We start from the raw sequence: 19,143 nt of genomic DNA, 5'->3' as shown, positions 1-19,143 counted from the left end.
CAATCGATCCCATCTGTGCCTAGGATGAGACGTGCTCGCGAGCATAAGATGGTTCGCGAGCGCACTCCTATGCCACCCCACGACAAGGAGAACCTTTCATGACCGCACTTACCCAAGCCCATTGCGAAGCCTGCCGCGCCGACGCCCCGAAGGTGTCCGACGAAGAACTGGCGGTGCTGATCAAGCAGATCCCGGACTGGAATATCGAGGTCCGCGACGATCACATGGAGCTGGAGCGGGTCTTCCTGTTCAAGAACTTCCGCCATGCCCTGGCCTTCACCAACGCGGTGGGCGCCATCGCCGAGGAAGAAGGCCACCACCCCGACCTGTTGACCCAGTGGGGCAAGGTCACCGTCACCTGGTGGAGCCACGAGCTGAAGGGCCTGCACCGCAACGATTTCATCATGGCCGCGCGCACCGACGAGCTGGCCGCGAAAGCAGAGGGACGCAAATGAGCCATTTCGCCAAGGTCACCCGCGTACCGGGCGACCCGATCCTGGGCCTGCTCGAAGCCTACCGGGCCGACCCCAACCCCGCGCGGCTCGACCTTGGCGTGGGCGTCTACAAGGACGCCCAGGGCCTCACGCCGATTCCTCGCGCAGTGAAGCTGGCCGAGCAGCGCCTGGTGGATAGCGAGACCACCAAGAGCTACGTCGGTAGCCACGGCGACGCGCTGTTCGCCGCTCGCCTGTGCGAGCAGGTGCTGGGCGTCACCTCACCGTTGCTGGCCGATTCGCGTGCCGACGCCACGCAGACGCCCGGCGGTACCGGCGCCCTGCGCCTGGCCGCGGAGTTCATCGCCCATTGCCTGCCGGGCAGGAACATCTGGCTGAGCGACCCGACCTGGCCGATCCACGAGACCCTGTTCGCCGCCGCCGGCGTGCCGATCAAGCACTACCCCTACGTCGGCGCGGACAATCGTCTCGACGCGGAGGCCATGTTCGCCATGCTGGAGAAAATCCCGCAGGGCGACGTGGTGCTGCTGCACGCCTGCTGCCACAACCCCACCGGCTTCGACCTGGATCACGCGCAGTGGCAGCGCGTGCTGGAGATCGTCCGTCGCCGCGAGTTGCTGCCGTTGCTGGACTTCGCCTACCAGGGCCTGGGCGATGGGCTGGAGGAGGACGCGTATTCCGTGCGCCTGCTGGCCGAGAGCCTGCCGGAAGTGCTGATCACCAGCTCCTGCTCGAAGAACTTCGGCCTCTACCGCGACCGCGTCGGCGCGCTGATCGTCTGCGCCGAGAACGCCGACAAGCTCACCGACATCCGCAGCCAACTGGCACTGTTCGCCCGCAACCTGTGGTCCACCCCACCGGCCCACGGCGCCGAAGTGGTCGCCACCATCCTCGGCGACCCGGAACTGAAGAACCTGTGGCTGGCAGAGCTGGACGCCATGCGCGGGCGCATCGCCGACCTGCGTATCGGCCTGGTGGAAGCCCTGCGCCCCCACGGGCTGGCGGAGCGCTTTGCGCACATCGCCATCCAGCGCGGCATGTTCTCCTATACCGGCCTGCAGGCCGAGCAGGTGCGCATCCTGCGCGAGGAGCACAGCATCTACCTGGTCAGCAGCGGTCGCGCGAACATCGCCGGGCTCGACGGCGAACGCCTGGACCACCTGGCGGCGGCCATCGCCCGCGTCTGCCGCTGACGACGAATTCTTCCCCCTCGACCGGCCTTTGAGCCGGTCCTTTTTTGCCTGGGCGCGGGAGTTGGCCCGCTTCTACGTAGTTTGGGAGTCCTCAGCGGGTACTTACCCTCTCCCTAACCCTCTCCCTGAAGGGAGAGGGGACTGAAATGGAGCAGGCTGACACCATGGCATCAGCCGGCACATACCGCTCCCTCTCCCTTCAGGGAGAGGGCTGGGGAGAGGGAAAAGCGTAGGCACGAGCTCACAGAAGAAGACAGTTGTTCCTGCAGGGAGACTCGGTCAATAGTCGTCGCGCTTGCGAAACGCCCAGCGCCCGGCCAGGCCGGTGAAGCTGGCCACCAGCACGACCAGAATCCAGAACCCCTCCGGGTCGCTGGAGAAGGGAATGCCGCCGACGTTCATGCCGAAGAAGCCGGCGATGATGTTGATCGGCAGCGCCAGCACCGTGACCACGGTGAGGGTGAACAGCGTGCGGTTGCTCTGCTCGTTGATCTTCGCGGCGATCTCTTCCTGCAGCAGCTTGATGCGCTCGCCCAGGGCGGTGAGGTCGTTGATCACCAGGGAGAACTCCTCGGTGGCCTCGCGCAGCACGCGCACGTCGTCTTCCTTCAGCCACAGCGGCGGGCGGTTGAGCAGGCGCATCAGCGAGCCCGGCTCCAGCGCCAGCAGGCGTTGCAGGCGCACCAGCACCCGGCGCATGCCGCCCAGGTCGGCGCGGCTGGCGGAGAGGCGCGAGGACAGCAACTGGTCCTCGATGCGGTCGACGCTGATGCTGGTTTCGCGGACGATGCGGGTGAGGATTTCGCCCTGGTCGCGCAGCAGGTGGACCAGCAGCTCCAGCGGCGAGTTGAAGCTTTCGCCGTGCTTCACCGAGAAGCGCAGCGTATCCACCGAACGCAGCGGCTGCGCACGGGCAGTCACCAGCAGGCGGCCACGGGCGCAGACCCACAGCGTGGCGACGTCCGAGGACATGCGGCTGCTGAAGTCGAACACCACGTCGTTGACCACCGCCAGCAACGCGCCGTCCACATGCTCGATGCGGGTGGAGCGCGAACCTTCGCGCAGGGTCTCGAAGAAGTAGTCGGGCAGTTCCAGGTGCGACTTCATCCAGCGCTCGCAGGCCGCGTGCGCCAGGTTCAGGTGCAGCCAGAGGAACTCATCCGTCGCCCGCGGCTCCTGCAGGCGCTGCAGCGCGGTAGGCGAGTCGATTTCCAGGCCGGGCTGGCCGGGACGAAAGCTGAAGCCATAGAGCAGGCCGAACAGGTCGGAATCCTGATGGCTCTGAACGATGCTGTGGTTCATGTCTCTCCGCGCGCGCAGCCTGTAGGAGCGAGCTTGCTCGCTCCTACAAAAAAGCGAATCCGTGTGTGCCGGTAGTACCAGAACCCAGTGAACGGCAGATGACAGCTGCGTGTCAGCCAAACAATCCGGCCACGGTGCGCTCGCCCAGCGCCGGGCCGATGCTCATGCCGACGCCGGTGTGCATCAGCACGACGGTGATGCCGTCGGCGGCCTGCAGCACGGAGAACGGCCCCGGCCCGCGCGAGCCGTAGACGCCCTGCCAGCGCTCGACCACCTCCACATGCATGCCCAGGGTGTCCTCGGCCAGCTCCAGCATGAGTCTGTCCACTGCCTCGGCATTGAACGGCGCGGCGTCGCTGCCGTAATGGTGGGAATCGCCGATGATCAGCTCGCCATGGGGCGTCGGGCTGACCAGCAGGTGTATGCCCTGCTCTTCCAGTTCCGGCGTCTCGCGGCGAATCTGCTCGCGTACCGCGTCGGCCTCGGGCAGGTCGGAGAAGGCACCGTAATGCACGCAACTCAGGCCGGTGAGGATCGAATGAGCGAGGCCGAAATCGACCTGCGGGCGCGCGCGCAGCATCTGCAGGCGGCACACCTGCGGCTCCAGCGGCGCGATGACCTCGGCCAGCAGCGTCTGGTAGTCGTGGCCGGAGCAGACGATCACCTGCCCGGCGGTGAAGCTGCCCGCCGTGGTGCGCAGCACGCCGCTGTCGACGTCACGCACGAGGGTGGAGAAATGGAACTGCACGCCGTGCTCGCGGCGCAGGTAATCGATCAGGCTCGGCAGCGCTTCGCGGGAGTACAACTGCTGGTCGTCGAAGCCGAGCAGCGCGGCACGGTGATGGCGGAAGTGCCCCTGGTAGAGGTCGTTCAGCTCGCTGCCGCGCAGCAGGCCCACGCGGTAGTCCAGCGCCTTCGCGCGGCCGGCGCAGAAGGCTTCCAGCAGATGCTCCTCGGCCTCGGTGCGAGCGAACAGCAACGAACCGTTGCGCCGCAGGGAGAACCCGGCGCCTTCCGCCCATTGCCCCCAGATCGGCCGGCTGGCTCGTGCCAGGTCGGACATCACGCCCGGCGGCTGGCCGGTGACCAGCGCCTGGCCGAAGTTGCGTATCGAGGCGCCCAGGGGTGTGGCGGTGCGTTCGAAGACACGCACGGAAAGCCCGCGGCGGGCGGCGGCGTAGGCGTGGGAAAGGCCGAGGATACCGGCGCCGACGATGGCGACGTCGCAGTGGGTGTGGCTCATGGGGGTATTTCCTGCGTGGCGAAGAGCCCCTCTCCCCCGCCCTCTCCCTGAAGGGAGAGGGTTGGGGAGAGGGAGCCATCGGTGTCAAACCTTACTTCTGCGCAACCTTCTCCGACTTGCCGTCATAGCGCTTGCGCCACTCGGCGAGGATCTCGTCGCGGTTCTTCGAAGCCCAGGCGAAGTCGTTCTTGATCAGGCGCTGCTCGTAGTCGGCCGGCAGTTCGGTCTGCGGCTTGGCGATGCCCGGTTGGGCCAGCACGGCGAAGTTTTCCTTGTACAGCTCCATGGCTTTCGGGCTGGCGGAGAAGTCGGCGAGTTTCTTCGCGGCGGCTTCATGCTGGGTGCCCTTGACGATACCGGTGGCTTCGATTTCCCAGCCCAGGCCTTCCTTCGGCAGGACGATGTCCAGCGGCGCGCCCTGGCGCTTGAGCTGCACGGCCGGGTACTCGAAGGAGATGCCGATCGGGAACTCGCCGGCGGCGGCCAGCTTGCACGGCTTGGAGCCGGAGTGGACGTACTGGCCGATGTTCTCGTGCAGGGCGTCCATGTAGGCCCAGCCCTGCTTCTCGCCGAAGGTCTGCAGCCAGGCGGAAACGTCGAGGAAGCCGGTGCCGGAGGATGCCGGGTTCGGCATGACGATCTTGCCCTTGTATTCCGGCTTGGTCAGGTCCTGCCAGCTCACCGGTTTCTCCAGGCCCAGTTTCTCGGCCTCGACGGTGTTGAAGCAGATGGTGGCGGCCCAGACATCCATGCCTACCCACGCCGGCGGGTTGGCCGGGTCGCGGTAGTTCTTGCCGATGGCGTCCAGGTGCTTGGGCGCGTACTTCTCCAGCATGCCCTGCGCATCGAGGATGGCCAGGCTGGAAGCCGCCAGGCCCCAGACAGCGTCGGCCTGCGGGCGATCCTTCTCGGCCAGCAGCTTGGCGGTGACGATGCCGGTGGAATCACGTACCCACTTGATCTTGATGTCCGGGTTCTCGGCTTCGAAGGCCTGCTTGTAGGCGGTCAGCTGTTCCGGTTCCAGGGCGGTGTAGACGGTCAGTTCGGTGTCGGCGGCGTGGACCTGTGCGGCGAAAGCGGCAACCACGGCAGCGGCGAGGGCAAGACGTTTGAACATGTGGAGCTCCTTGGCAGTGTTTTTTCCCCGCGCGGAGGCGGGTTTTGTCAGGGGTTGAGCCCTCGCCGAAACGGGGGCGACAGCGTCCAGCGGTGTTACGGGTTTCTCCAGGCCTGGGAGCGGCGCAGCAGGCCGCGCGAGGCGCCGGCCAGCAGCAGCGACACAGCCGCGGAGGTGAGCAGGATCAGGGTGGACATGGCGGCGGCGCCGCCGACGTTGCCGGAGTCGTCCATGTTCAGCACGGCGACGGCGGCGAGGATGGTGTCCGGGTTGTAGAGGAAGATCGCCGCCGAGACCGTGGTCATCGCCGAGACGAACAGGTAGCGGGTGATGTCCAGCAGCGCCGGCAGGCAGATCGGCACGGTGACGCGCAGGTAGTGGCGCCACAGCGGCATCTTCAGCGATAGCGCGGCGGCCTCGAATTCGCCGTCGAGCTGGCGCAGCGCGGCGGTGGCGGTCATCTGCGCGGTGGTCAGGTAGTGGGCGATGGTGCACACCACCAGCAGCGCCATGCTGCCGTAGAACACATGCAGCGGGTTGCCCGGCAGGTTGAAGAAGAACACGTAGCCCAGGCCCAGCACGAGGCCCGGCACGGCCATCGGCACGAAGCAGAGCATGCGCAGCAGCTGGCTCAGCCAGCGCTGCTCGCGGGTCTTCTCGATCAGGTAGGCGCCGGTGAAGATCAGCGCGCTGCCGATGATCGCGGTGCACACGGCCATGGTCAGGCTGTTGCGATAGGCCAGCCAGCCGCCGCCGGCAGTGGTGTTGAAGTCGTAGTGGTTCAGCGACAGCGAGAGGTTATAGGGCCAGAACTTCACCAGCGAGGAGTACACGGCCATGCCCAGCACGCCCAGCAATACCATGCTGATCAGCACGACGATGGCGAGGAAGGCGGCATCGCGGCGACGCGAGGGTTTCGGGTGATAGACCTGCGCGCGGCCGCTCATGGCGTCGCCCTGGCGACGGCGCAGCCAGGTATCCACCGCAAAGCTGAGCAGCGCCGGCAGCAGGAGGATCATGCCGATCTGCGCGCCACGGCCGAACTGTTGCTGGCCGACCACCGCCTTGTAGGCTTCCAGCGCCAGCACCTGATAATCGCCGCCCACCACGACCGGCACGCCGAAGTCGGTGATGGTCAGGGTGAACACCAGGCAGAAGGCGGCGAACACGCCCTGCCGCGAAGCCGGCCAGGTGATGCTGCGGAAGGCTTTCCACGGGCCGGCGCCCATGCTGGAGGCGGCATCGAACAGGCGCGCGTCGGCCAACGACAGCGCGGACAACAGGATCATCAACGCATGGGGGAAGGTGTAGATCGCCTCGCCGAGGACGATGCCCCAGAAGCCGTAGATGTTGTCCGACAGCAGGTGGCGCAGCAGGCCCTGGTTGCCGAACAGGTAGATCAGCGCGATACCCGGCAGCATCGAAGGCGCCAGCAGCGGCAGCAGGGAAATCCCGCGCCACAGGCCCTTGGCCGGGATCAGCGTGCGTTGCAGCGCATAGGCGAACAGGTAGGCCGCCGGCACGACGATGCACGCCACGCTCACCGAGACCTTCAGGCTGTTGCCCAGCAGCCAGTGGAAGTTGTCGCTGCGCAGCAGCTCGCCCATGGCCGCCAGGCCGCCGCCCTGCCCCGCCTCGCCGCTGAAGCCGCGCCAGAAGATGGCCAGCAGCGGCATCAGCACCGCCAGGATGAGCAGGACCAGCAGCAGGACCTTGCCGCCCCGGACGAACAGGCGATCACCCAGATCGCCGCGAACCTTGCCGACGGACAGCGTCGGGCTGTGCTTCACCACGGCTTCCATTTCAGGCGAACACCTGCAGGCTGCGCGGCGGTAGTGACACCCAGATATCCGGAGTGCCCAGGCGCGGCATGTCCTCCGGCGCCAGCTCGGCGAGCAGCGCATGGCCCGGCAGTTGCTCCAGCTCGAAGCTCATGCGGCAGCGGTTGCCGAGGAAGGTGATCTCGCGGATCTGCGCGCGGAACAGGTTTTCCTGGTGCACCGCCGGGTTCACGCTGATCGCTTCCGGGCGGCAGAACAGCCGGCCCGAGGCGCTTTGCGCCTGGCTGTGCAGGCGCAGGTTGAGGCTGCCGACGCGAGCATGACCATCACTGCCGCGCTCGAAGGGCAGCCAGTTGCCCTGGCCGACGAACTCGGCGACGAAGGGCGTGCTCGGCGTGCTGTAGATTTCCTGGGCGGTGCCGTACTGCTCGATGCGCCCGTGGTTCATCACCGCGATGCGGTCGGCCATCAGCATGGCTTCGTCCTGGTTGTGGGTAACCATCACGGTGGTGATGCCCAGGCTCTTCTGCAGCTGGCGCAGCTCGCCGCACAGGTGTTCGCGGACACGGGCGTCGAGCGCCGACATCGGCTCGTCGAGCAGCAGCAGCGACGGACTCGGCGCCAGCGCGCGGGCCATGGCGACGCGTTGCTGCTGGCCGCCGGAGAGCTGGCCGGGGTACTTCTTCTCGCTGCCGGTCAGGCCGACCAGTTCGAGCATCTCGGCGACGCGGCGGCGGGCTTCTTCCTTGGCTGCATTGGTCAGGCCATAGGCAATGTTCTGTTCCACCGTGAGGTTGGGGAACAGCGCGTAGGACTGGAACAGGATGCCGTAGTCCCGCGCCTGCGGCGGCAGGTTCGACACGTCGCGCTCGCCCAGGTGCAGGCTGCCGTCATCCTGTTGCTCCAGGCCGGCGATGCAGCGCAGCAGCGTGGTCTTGCCGCAACCGGAGGGACCGAGCAGACAGACCAGCTCACCGGCCTTGACGTCCAGCGACACGCCGTCGAGAGCGACGAACTGGCCGAAACGCTTGCGGATGCGGCGCACGCTGAGCGGTGTGCCGGCGATGGTGGGATGCATGGCGGTACCTCGTTTTCTTGTGGTCCACGCTGCGGGTGCCGCGGCGTGAAGGAACGAGGTCCATGCTAGGGACGGATTGCGACGGCACTATTTCCAAAGGGCCAAGTGCGCCGATAGATCCATAGGCAGATTTTGGTACAGGGGCGAAAAAATTTTGGAAGTGGCGACGTTGAACGGCTCGTCCTTCGTCCTGCAGGAGCAGACATGAAAAACCCCCGGCGTCGCCGCCGGGGGTTCTCCTGGGCCTCGTCCCGCTTGCGTGGAGCGGTCGCTGCCGATCAGCCAGCGGCGCAGGCCGCTGGCCGTCTTGCCTGGATCAGCGTACCGCCTCGAACAGGCCGGTGGCGCCCATGCCGCCGCCCACGCACATGGTGACGATGCCGTAGCGCAGGTTGCGCCGCTGCAGTTCGCGCACCAGGTGGCCGACCTGGCGGGAGCCGGTCATGCCGAACGGGTGGCCGATGGAGATGGAGCCGCCGTTGACGTTGTACTTCTCGTTGTCGATGCCCAGGCGATCGCGGGCATACAGGCACTGGGAAGCGAAGGCTTCGTTAAGCTCCCAGAGGTCGATGTCGGCGACCTGCAGGCCCTTGGCCTTGAGCAGTTTCGGTACCGAGAACACCGGGCCGATGCCCATTTCGTCCGGCTCGCAGCCGGCGACGGTGAAGCCACGGAAGAAGGCCTTGGGCTTGAGGCCCAGTTCCAGCGCCTTTTCCAGGGTCATGATCAGAGTCATCGAGGCGCCGTCGGAGAGTTGCGAGGCGTTGCCGGCGGTGACCGAGCCATCCTCGGCGAATACCGGCTTGAGGGAGTTCAGGCCCTCGAGGGTGGTTTCCGGGCGGTTGCAGTCGTCGCGATCCACCACGGCGTCGAGCACCTTCTTCTCGCCGGTGGCCTTGTCTTCCACCAGGTACTTCACGCTCATGGGCACGATTTCGTCATCGAACAGGCCTTCGGCCTGGGCCCGTGCGGTGCGCTGCTGGCTCTGCAGCGAGTACAGGTCCTGCGCTTCGCGGGTGACGTTGTAGCGGCGGGCGACGATCTCGGCGGTCTGGCCCATGGGGTAGTAGATGCCGGGGAAGTCCGACTCCAGGCGCGGGTTGACGAAGTTGTCACGGTTCATCTTGCCCGCGGTCAGGCTGATGGACTCGACGCCGCCGGCCACCAGGATGTCGCTGCAGCCGGAGGCCACCTGGTTGGCGGCAATGGCGATGGCCTGCAGGCCCGAGGAGCAGTAGCGGTTGAGGGTCATGCCGGCGACGTGGGTGCCCAGGCGCGACAGTACCGCGGCATTGCGGCCGATGTTGTGGCCTTGGGCGCCTTCGTTGGAGCCGGCGCCGACCACGCAGTCGTCCACCAGCAACGGATCGAGGTTGTTACGCGCCAGCAGCGCGTCGATGCAATGGGCGACCATGTCGTCCGGACGGGTCATGTTGAATTTGCCACGGAAGGACTTGGCCAGGCCGGTACGGACGCTGTCGACGATCACCACTTCGCGCATGGGAAACCTCGTTGCTTGTTGTTGGACTGAGGAAGGTGTGCGTGGAGCATAAGCGCCACTGACGGAGCACCGCGACGATCATTCACCAGCCGTATAGCCGTGCCCCCACCCTCGTTGGGCAGGCACAAACGAAACCGCCGCCCGGAGGCGGCGGTTTCGACCGGTATTGCGCCGGTCAGACGGTGTCGGTCTTGATCGCGTGGTCACCCAGCAGGCCGTTGAGCACGGTGTGGGTATCTCCCGCCGAGAGCACGCCGCTGCCGGCGTGGCCCGCGTACTTGGCGGAGAGATCGACGTTGGCCAGGTCGATGGTCTGGGTCGCGGCGCCGCCACTGGTGGGGCTGACGGCGATGCTGGTGGTGCCCGAGTTGACCGAGAAGGACAGGTAGTGGGACAGCGAATCGGCGGTGGGCAACGCGCCCTGCAGCAGGTCGGCGAGGTTCAGCGAATCCCCTTCGGCGATGCTGAAGTCCTTGATCACGTCGTGCCCGGTATCGCCCGACTTCCAGATGAACTCGTCCGCGCCGGTACCGCCGTACATGATGTCGTCGCCGGGGCCACCGATCAGCTTGTCGTTGCCGCCCTGGCCGAACATCAGGTCATTGCCGGCGCCGCCCTCGAGGATGTCGTTGCCACCGCGCGTATCGCCGGCGACGTTGAACTGGTCCGCGTGCTGGACGATGTAGTTGGTGACCTGCGCGACCGTTGGCGCGCTGCCGTTGGTGGCGGTCAGGTAGTCCACCAGCGCCTGGTAGCCCTGCCCGTTGTGCGATCCGGCGGCATGCCCGGCCCAGGCCAGCGAGTCGGTGTTGATGACATCGCCGAAGATGATGTCATTGCCCGAGCCACCGACCAGGTGGTCGTTGCCCACGGTGACCGGCGTGCTGGTGCTGAAGCCCTCCTGCAGCGCTGCCTGCAATTGCTCGGCGGTGTTGATGATCTGCGGCTCGCCGACGCTGGCGTTGATGGTCTTGCCATCCAGGGTGACCGAGCCGGTGCCCGTGGTGTCGGTGTTGTCGAAGAACTTCAGGTAGTTGCTGTTGATGCCGTTGCCGATACCGATGGCATTGACGTCCACCGCGTTGTCGCCCGTGAGCGCCCCGGCGTGGTGAAGCATGTCATTGCCCGACACCAGTGCATTGTTCATGTCGCCGTAGTTGGTGATGTTGCCCGAGCTGGAGTCGCTGTTGGAAACGGTCGGGTTGCCGTCGGTGAGGAAGAACGCCAGGTTGATGTAGCCATGGGCCGCATCGGCATGGTTGGTCGTCACCTGGGTGTTGAACCACTGCGAGGCCGCTTTCATCGCGTCATCGTAGTTGGTCGCACCGCTGGCACTCAGAGCGTTGATGGCGGCGATCAGCGCGGCCACGTTGGCGGCGCTCAGGCCATTGAAAGTGGTGACGTGGGAGTTGTCGCTGAACGACACCAGGCTCACGTTGATCACCCCGTCGTGTCCCTTGATGGTGTTGACCAGGTTGATCAGTGCGTTCTTCGCCAGGGCCATGCGCGACATGTTGCTGCCCGACGGGTCGGCCATGCTGCCGGAGGTATCGACGATCAGCGAGATGTTGTAGTTCTTGCCCGGCTGGGTGTAGACCGAGACCCCGCCGGCATCGCCGATCAGCACGTCGTTGCCGCCGCTGCCGTTGATCTGCCCGGCCTTGTCCGCATCCAGCGGGCTGGGGACGGTGTGCAGGACGGTCGAGCCATCCACGTCGCCGCTGTTGCTGCCCACCACCAGGATCGGCTGGCCGTACTTCAGGCAGATTTTGAGGTTGGCCGACGCAGTGTCGCCGTCGCCATCGACGATGGTGTACTTGAAGACCTCGCTGATCTGCCCGCTTTCCGGGAACGCCACGCCGGCCTTGGAGGCGTAGCTGTAGTCGCCGGCCTGGTGGCCGGTCACGTCCTTGAGGTAGACGGTGAGCGTGCCGTTGGCCGTCTGGATGGTCAGCAGGCCGCTGCTGGCGTTGTAACTGCCGGTCGCGGTGGTGGCGTTGGGGTTCTCGTTGGTGAGGTTGCCCGCGGCATCCACCGCGAACTTCTCGCCGCCGAACTCGACCTGGGTGATGCGCACGGTGCCATCGGCGCTGACCGGCAGGTCGTTGGCCAGCAGGTTGCCGCTCACCGAGTCGATGGTCACCAGGTTCTGCAGGGTGGCCGTCAGGTCGCTGGGCTTGGTGACGATGATCGGATCGCCAGTATTGGTCACGCCCTTGAGGTCGGCATCGGTGATCGAGGCTCCCAGACCGACGGCGTAGGCATCCACATGGTTGGTGGCGTCATTGCCGTCGCCGTCCGGGTTGGCCAGGAAGGCCTTCCACTGGGTGATTGCCGAGTTGGTGTTGCCGGTGGTCGGCTCGCCATCGGAGATGAAGTACACCCGGTTGATCGCCGCCGGATCATGGCCGCTGACGGTGATGTCGGAGGTGACATTGGTCCTGGCCAGGTCCAGGGCAGCCTGGTAGTTGGTCTCGCCGTCGGCGCTGAGGCCATTGATCTTGTTCACCAGCGCCGTGTACTGCGCGTCGGAAGTGCCGGTGAAGTTGAAGTCGCCCAGGTCCTTGGCAGTGGCCGCGAAGCTCAGCAGCGATACATGGATGGCAATCCCCATGGCCGCATACTGCTGCACCAGGTTGACCAGGGCCGCCTTGGCGTTGGTCAGCTTGTCGCCGGCCATGCTGCCGGAAACGTCGACCACCAGGGTCAGGTTCACCGCTGGCGGCGCCTGCTGCACCAGACAGCGCGGCGAGTCGTCCACCGCGGTCGGGCCGTCATCGAGGAAGCTGAGCTTGCTGCCCAGGTCGATGCTCGCTGATTTCGTGTCGCCGTCACCGTCGGTCACGCTGGCGACCAGGCCGATCTTGCCGCTGGCCAGGCTCAGCGGATCGTTCGGGTCGCTGGCGTTGGGGTGCTTGAGCGCCAGTTGCTGGTCGAGCTTGACCACGCCGGTGCCGCTGTCGAGCGTCAGGGTGAAGGCGGTCGCGCCACTGGCAGTGCCGACGTGGCCTTCCACCACGGTGGCGCTGACCTTGACCAGCACGATGTTCTGCCCGGCGGTGGTCTGCAGGCCGCTCTGGGTGCCCGTGGTCGCGCTCAGGCTGTAGGTCGTGCTGCCGCCGTCAGCGCCGGCATTGGCGGTGAAGGCCGTGCTGAAGTTGGCGGTGGCATCGACGTTCAAGTGCGTTTCATCGACGGTCAGGGTCGGCGCCGCAGCGGCATTGGCGGTGATGCTCGGGCCGTCGTCATGGAAGCTGAGCTTGCTGCCCAGGTCCAGGCTGGCGGACTTCGAATCGCCATCGCCATCGGTGATGGTGGCGGTCAGGCTGATCTTGCCGTCGGCGATGCTCAGCGCATCATCGGGGTTGCTGGCGTCGGCATGCTTGAGCGCCATCTGCTGGTCGAGGGTCACGCTGCCGTTGTTCAGCGTCAGCGTGAAGGCAACGGCGCCGTTGGCTCCGCCCACTCGACCGACGACACCATTGCCCTCGTTGTACAGGTAGATCTTGTCGCCGCTGGTGACGCGCAGGCCGCTGTCGCTGCCATCCTGCGCCGCGACCACCTTGTACACCAGCGAGCCCGCACCGTCGGCGCCATAGCTGCTGGTGAACAGACTGGTGATGTTGGCGCTGGCGTCGATACCCAGGTTGGTCTCGTCCACCACCAGAGCCGGTGCACCTTGCGCACTGGCAGTGATGCTCGGGCCGTCGTCATGGAAGCTCAGCTGGCTGCCCAGTTCGACACTGGCGCTGTGGGAGTCGCCATCGCCATCGGTGATGGTGGCCGTCAGGCTGATCTTGCCGCTGGCGATGCTCAGCGGGTCATCCGGGTTGTTGCCATCGGGATGCTTGAGCGCCAGCTGCTGGTCGAGAGTGACAGTGCCGTTGTTCACCGTCAGCGTGAAGGCGACCGCCCCACTCTGCCCGCCGACCCGGCCGACCACGCCATTGCCTTCGTTGTACAGGTAGATCTTGTCGCCATTGGTGACGCGCAGGCCGCTGTCGCTGCCATCCTGCGCAGCGACCACCTTGTACACCAGCGAACCCGCGCCATCGGCGCCGTAGTGGCTGGTGAACAGGCTGCTGACGCTGGCGCTGGCATTGGCGCCCAGGTTGCTCTCGTCCACCACCAGGGCAGGGCCATCGGCCTGGTTGGCCACGATGCTCGGCCCGTCGTCGTGGAACACCAGCTTGCTGCCCAGATCGATGGAGGCGCTGTCGCTGTCGCCATCCTTGTCGGTGATGGTGGCGGTCAGGGTGATCTTGCCGCTGGCGATGCTCAGGGCTTCATCGTCGTTGTGGGCATCGGGATGGATGAAGGCCACGCGCTGGTCCAGCGTGAGCGCACCGCCATCGGGGCGCACCACGAAGGCGATGGCGCCAGTGCCCTCGACCTTGCCCACCACGCCGTTGCCGTCATTGAACAGCAGGATGCGCGCGCCGCCGGCGGTTTCGCGCAGGCCGCTGTCGGTGCCGTCCACGGTGCTGACCTTGTACGTGACCGACCCGGCGCCGTCAGCGCCGAAGCTGGCGGTGAACAGTTCCGACACCAGCGGCGCTTCGACCCGCGCGTCACTGGCGAGGTTGCTTTCGTCCACTTCCAGGCGGATGTCGGCATCGGTGCACGGCTGGATGCTGGGACCATCGTCGAGGAAGGTCAGCTTGCCGCCCAGGTCGATGCTGGCCGATGCATGATCGCCGTCGCCATCGGTGATGGTCGCGGTGAGGGTGATCTTGTCGGCGCCGATGCTCAGCGGATCATTGGCATCGGTGGTCACCGGGTGTACCAGCGCCCGTTGCTGGTCGAGGGTAATCACCCCGTTGTGCTGGTTCACGCTGAAGGCCACCAGGTTGGTGCCCTCCACGCGCCCTTCGACACCATTGGCGGTGTTGTAGAGGAAGATCTTCCCGCCCGTGGCGGTGTCCTTCAGGCCGCTGTCGGTGCCGTCGGTGGTGGTGACCTTGTAGGTGATGCCGCCGGCGCCATCGGCGCCGAAGTGGCCGGTGAACAGTGCCGCGACATCACCCGCCGAAGCCTGCGCGTCGACACCCAGTTTGGTCTCGTCCACGGTCAGCTTGATATCGGCGTCGGTGCACGGCTCGATGCGCGGACCGTCGTCGTAGAACACCATCTTGCTGCCCAGGTCGACATGGGCCGAAGCCTTGTCGCCGTCACCATCGGTGATGGTGGCGGTCAGGGTGATCTTGCCGCTTTCCAGGCGCAGCGGATCATCGGCGTCGTTGGTGTCCGGATGCTTGAGCGCCAGGCGCTGGTCGAGCATGAGCGCGCCCTGGTCTTCGCTGACCACGAAGGCGATCGCGCCGCTGCCCTGGACCTTGCCGACCACGGTGCCGTCGACGTTGTACAGCAGGATGGATTCGCCCTGGGTGGTCTTCAGGCCACTGTCGGTGCCATCCACCGTGCTGACCTTGTAGGTGATGCTGCCCGGACCGTCGGCGCCGAAGTGCGTCTCGAACAGTAGCGAGACCAGGCTGGACTCGACGCGGGCGTCGTTGGAGAGGTCGGATTCGTCCACTTCCAGGCTGATGTCGTAGATGCTCGACGGGGCGATGCTCGGGCCGTCATCGAGGAAGGTCAGCTTGCTGCCCAGGTCGACATGGGCACTGGCACTGTCGCCGTCCTTGTCGGTGATGGTCGCTGTCAGGGTGACCTGGCCGCTGAGGTTGAGCGCATCGTTGGCGTCACTGGTATCGGGGTGCGCCAGGGCGCGCAACTGCTCCAGGGTGACCTTGCCGTCGCCGTCGATGGACACGCGGAAGGCTACGGTATTGGTGCCCTCCAGGCGCCCCTCGATGCCGTTGGCGGTGTTGTAGAGGAACACCCGGCTACCGGTCGCGGTGTCCTTCAGACCGGTATCGGTGTTGTCGGCCCCGGCCAGCTTATAGGTGATCTCGCCGGCGCCGTCCGCACCGAAGTGGGTGGTGAACAGATCGGCGACCGAGGCACTGCTGGTGTCCGGCACGCCCAGGTGGGTTTCGTCCACGCTCAGCTTGATGTCGGCGTCCTGGCACGGCGTGATGCTCGGGCCGTCGTCGAGGAAGGTCAGCTTGCCGCTCAGGTCGATGTGGGCCTGGGCACTGTCGCCGTCCTTGTCGGTGATGGTCGCCGTCAGGGTGACGCTGTTCGCGTCGAGGCTGACGCCATCGTTCGCGTCGCTGGTGTTCGGGTGAACCACCGCGCGCACCTGGTCCAGCGTGACCTTGCCGTCCGCGCCAAGGGTCACGCGGAAGGCCACGTCGGCACTGCTGCCGACCCGCCCTTCCACGCCATTGGCGGTGTTGTAAAGGAAGATCTTCTCGCCCGTGGCGGTATCGGTCAGGCCGCTGTCCTTGCCGTCCTCGGTCGTCAGCTTGTAAGTGATAGCGCCTGCGCCGTCAGCGCCGAAGTGGGAGGTGAACAGGTCGGACACGGTGATCGAGCTGGTGTCGTTCACGCCCAGGTGGGTTTCGTCCACGGTCAGCTTGATGTCGGCGTCCTGGCACGGCGTGATGCTCGGGCCGTCGTCGAGGAAGGTCAGTTTGCCCCCCAGGTCGATCTGCGCGGTGGCGCTGTCGCCATCCTTGTCGGTGATGGTGGCGGTCAGGGCGATCTTGCCGGCCAGGGTCAGCGCATCGTTGGGATCGCTGGCATCGGGATGGGCCAGGGCCCGCAGTTGCTCCAGGGTAACCTTGCCGTCACCGTCGATGGTGACGCGGAAGGCCACGGTGCTGGTGCCTTCAAGGCGCCCTTCCACACCATTGGCGGTGTTGTAGAGGAAGATCCGCTCACCGGTGGCGGTGTCTTTCAGGCCGCTATCGGTGTTGTCCGCGGCTTCGAGCTTGTAGCTGATGGAGCCGGCGCCGTCCGCACCGAACTGGCCGTTGAACAGGTCGGCGACGGAGTTGCTGGTGGCGGCCTGCCCGAGTTGGGTCTCGTCCACGGTGAGGTGGATATCGCCACCTTCCACCGGCGCGATGCGCGGGCCATCGTCGAGGAAGGTGAGCTTGCTGCCCAGATCGAGACTGGCGCTCTGATGGTCGCCGTCGGCGTCGGTCACGGTGGCAGACAGGCTGATCTTGCCGGCGCCCAGGCTCAGCGGGTCGTTGGCATCGGCAGCGTCCGGGTGCACCAGCGCACGCACCTGGTCGAGGGTGATCTTGCCGTCGCTACCCAGGGTCACGCGGAAGGCGACTTCGCCGTTCGCGCCGCCCACACGTCCTTCGACGCCGTTGGCGGTGTTGAACAGGAAGATCTTGTCGCCGGTGGCGGTGTCTTTCAGCCCGCTGTCGGTATTGTCGGTCGTACCGATCCTGTAGGTGATGGTGCCGGCGCCGTCAGCGCCGAACTGGGCGTTGAACAGATCACCCACCGCCACGCTGCTGGTGGCGTCCTGGCCGAGGTTGGTCTCGTCCACGGTCAGATGCAGGCCTTCGGTATTGCCCACGGCGACGGTCGGGCCGTCATCGGTGAAGCTCACCCGGCCGCCGAGGTCGATGGAGCTGCTGGACGAAACGCTGTCGCCGTCGCGGTCGGTGACCGTCAGGTTGCCCTGCAGTTGCACCAGGCCGGAATCGAGCACTGCGGTCTGGCTGGCATAACCGCTTTCACTGCCCGGCAGGGCATGGTCGATGGCACTGTACTGCGTCAGGGTAACCACGCCGCTGCCATTCACCGACAGCGAGAACACGGTGTTCTCGCCGGTAATGCCGGCGGCGCTGGCGGAGGTGGAGGCGACGATGGCGCCGCCGACGCTGTACAGGTAGATAGTGGCGCCGCCGCTGGTCAGGCCCGAGTTGGCGCCGTTGCCGCCGACCAGGTTCAGGCTGTAGGTCAGTTGGGTGCTGCCGGCGCCGTCGCCGCCATAGTTGGCGGTCACCTGGAAGGCCGAGCTGTAGTCGGCGGTGGAGGTGTCGAAGGCCGCGCCAGCGGTGTTGGCGTCGTGGGTCTGCAGCAGCACGTCCACGCCATTGTCGGCGGACAGGCCGGCCTGCGGTGCATCGTCGACGATGCCCACGGTCAGGGTTCCGTTGGCCGGGGTGCCGTTGCCATCGGTGATGGTGTAGGGAATCTCGAAGGTCAGGGTGTCTTCGCTGCCCTTCACCGGATGATCCACCGGCTGCAGCAAGTTCACTTCGAAGGCGCCGGTATTGATATCGGTGAGGGTCACGGTGAACACCGGCGTGCCGTTGGCGCTACCGGTCAGTACGTGGCCGTCGGGGCTGACGCTGTAGGTGATGGCGACACCGCCTGAGGTCAGGCTGGGCAGCCCTGCGGTTCCCCAGGCGAAGCTGCCGACGCCATCGCTGCCGAAGTTGTAGCCGAGGCTGCCGGTGAAGGTCGCGCCTTCGCCTGCACCATCGGGAATCCCGCCGGGCAGGCCGGCCTCGAATACGTTGGCGGTGCCAGGGCCGTTGGGGCCAGCGCTCGGCTGGCCATCCGGCGGCAGGACCTCGGGCGGCGTAACGGCCTCGGCGCGCGGCTGCGGAACGCCGTCGAACTCGCGCAGGGGCAGTGGCCCGGAGCCGATCGGCCCGGTGGGGAAGCCGATGGTCGGGTCGATATGCCCGCCGACTTCGGTCAGCAGAACAAAGGAGTGCCCGCCACCGGGTTTGCCATTGGCCGCGTTGCCCGCCTGGGGACCTGCGGCAGTGGCTTCGGCCTGCTGGGTCGGGTCGGCGCCCGCGGCGATGGCGGCCTGCAGGGCCTTGACGTCGGCAGTGTCTTTCGCGCTCGGCGGCGCAGGCTGTTGTGCTACCTGCTCGTCACCGTTCTGCGCCTGGTGCGCAGCAGCGAGCATCTGCGAGGTCAGCGGCAAGGCGCTGTCGCGGCCCAGGGTGATCTCGCCGCCGCCAGCGACTTTCAATGCCACCGCACCATTGGCGCCGGTGACCAGTTGCTCGCCTACGAAAACCTTGTCTCCCTGCTCCAAAGGACGACGCGATCCATCGGCGGCTACCGCAAACACTTCGCCGATTACCTTGCTGACGACACCCATCAAAGTAGCCATGAGTCCTTCCTCCACTGCACTGTCCGCGGCCGGTTCCACCGACACGCAAGTAACCTGAACAGGCCATGGCACGCTTGTATCCGGATGCCGCTACGAAAGCTGCGAAGGGTGCGAAAAGGACTGGTAGCGTTTGCGTATCAAAAAGCCAGCGACAATTTTCTGTCATGCTGGCCACGCGTTTTATTGTCCTTCTGCGGTGGTCCCCGCCCTAACTGCTACAAACCGTACCTGGCTTCGTTTGCAAGCGCCTTTCCCGCCCATACCCAGGAAATACGAGGGCTTGCACGTTCAAACAATGTGCGGTTTTTCACATGACTCATAAGATTTTTTCCGAATAACCCATGTGAAAAATTCTTCTGAGGTTTTCGAAAAGTTGTTCTTAGCTCTGATGTTACAGGCGTGAAACGCTTGATAAGAGAAAAAAGCCAATAAATTGGCGATCCAAGAGCATCGAAGTACGAGAACA

Annotated in this window: 9 protein-coding genes; 2 read left to right on the top strand and 7 right to left on the bottom strand. The window is 65.9% G+C overall.

The window, feature by feature from the left end; genetic code table 11:
* Positions 1–98: 98 nt before the first annotated feature.
* Positions 99–455, top strand: coding sequence for a 4a-hydroxytetrahydrobiopterin dehydratase (locus LDJ84_RS09270; protein ID WP_024764391.1), 357 nt, complete (start codon positions 99–101; stop codon positions 453–455).
* A complete protein-coding gene (locus tag LDJ84_RS09265) occupies positions 452–1,648 on the top strand; it encodes an amino acid aminotransferase (protein WP_226046249.1) in 1,197 nt (398 codons plus the stop codon). Before LDJ84_RS09270 ends, LDJ84_RS09265 begins: the two co-directional genes overlap by 4 nt.
* A 279-nt stretch (positions 1,649–1,927) precedes the next feature.
* On the opposite strand, the gene LDJ84_RS09260 is transcribed toward LDJ84_RS09265, so the two are convergent.
* From LDJ84_RS09260 to LDJ84_RS09230, 7 genes are all read right to left on the bottom strand, one after another.
* A complete protein-coding gene (locus LDJ84_RS09260; protein WP_169887366.1) occupies positions 1,928–2,950 on the bottom strand; it encodes a transporter in 1,023 nt (340 codons plus the stop codon).
* Positions 2,951–3,062: 112 nt separating this feature from the next.
* The gene (locus LDJ84_RS09255) at positions 3,063–4,193 is read right to left on the bottom strand and encodes a TIGR03364 family FAD-dependent oxidoreductase (protein ID WP_226046248.1); all 1,131 of its coding nucleotides are present in this window, start codon (positions 4,191–4,193) and stop codon (positions 3,063–3,065) included.
* A 91-nt stretch (positions 4,194–4,284) separates the two neighbouring features.
* Complete coding sequence (locus tag LDJ84_RS09250; RefSeq protein ID WP_084359804.1) at positions 4,285–5,310, bottom strand: putative 2-aminoethylphosphonate ABC transporter substrate-binding protein; 1,026 nt, start codon at positions 5,308–5,310, stop codon at positions 4,285–4,287.
* A gap of 95 nt (positions 5,311–5,405) precedes the next feature.
* Positions 5,406–7,112, bottom strand: a complete 1,707-nt coding sequence (locus LDJ84_RS09245; protein ID WP_226046247.1) for a putative 2-aminoethylphosphonate ABC transporter permease subunit — start codon at positions 7,110–7,112, stop codon at positions 5,406–5,408.
* A 1-nt stretch (position 7,113) separates the two neighbouring features.
* Entirely contained in the window at positions 7,114–8,169 is a 1,056-nt protein-coding gene (locus LDJ84_RS09240; protein WP_065086430.1) for a putative 2-aminoethylphosphonate ABC transporter ATP-binding protein, read from the bottom strand.
* 316 nt (positions 8,170–8,485) lie between these two features.
* Entirely contained in the window at positions 8,486–9,670 is a 1,185-nt protein-coding gene (locus tag LDJ84_RS09235; protein ID WP_024764396.1) for a thiolase family protein, read from the bottom strand.
* Between the two features lie 175 nt (positions 9,671–9,845).
* Positions 9,846–18,677: a retention module-containing protein gene (locus tag LDJ84_RS09230; protein ID WP_226046246.1), complete on the bottom strand. Its 8,832-nt coding sequence runs from the start codon at positions 18,675–18,677 to the stop codon at positions 9,846–9,848.
* Positions 18,678–19,143 lie beyond the last annotated feature (466 nt).

The organism is Pseudomonas sp. HS-18, from assembly GCF_020401845.1.
GTDB lineage: Bacteria > Pseudomonadota > Gammaproteobacteria > Pseudomonadales > Pseudomonadaceae > Pseudomonas > Pseudomonas nitroreducens.
The sequence above is the reverse complement of the archived record's forward strand: the minus strand, read 5'-3'. Positions and strand labels throughout refer to the sequence as shown.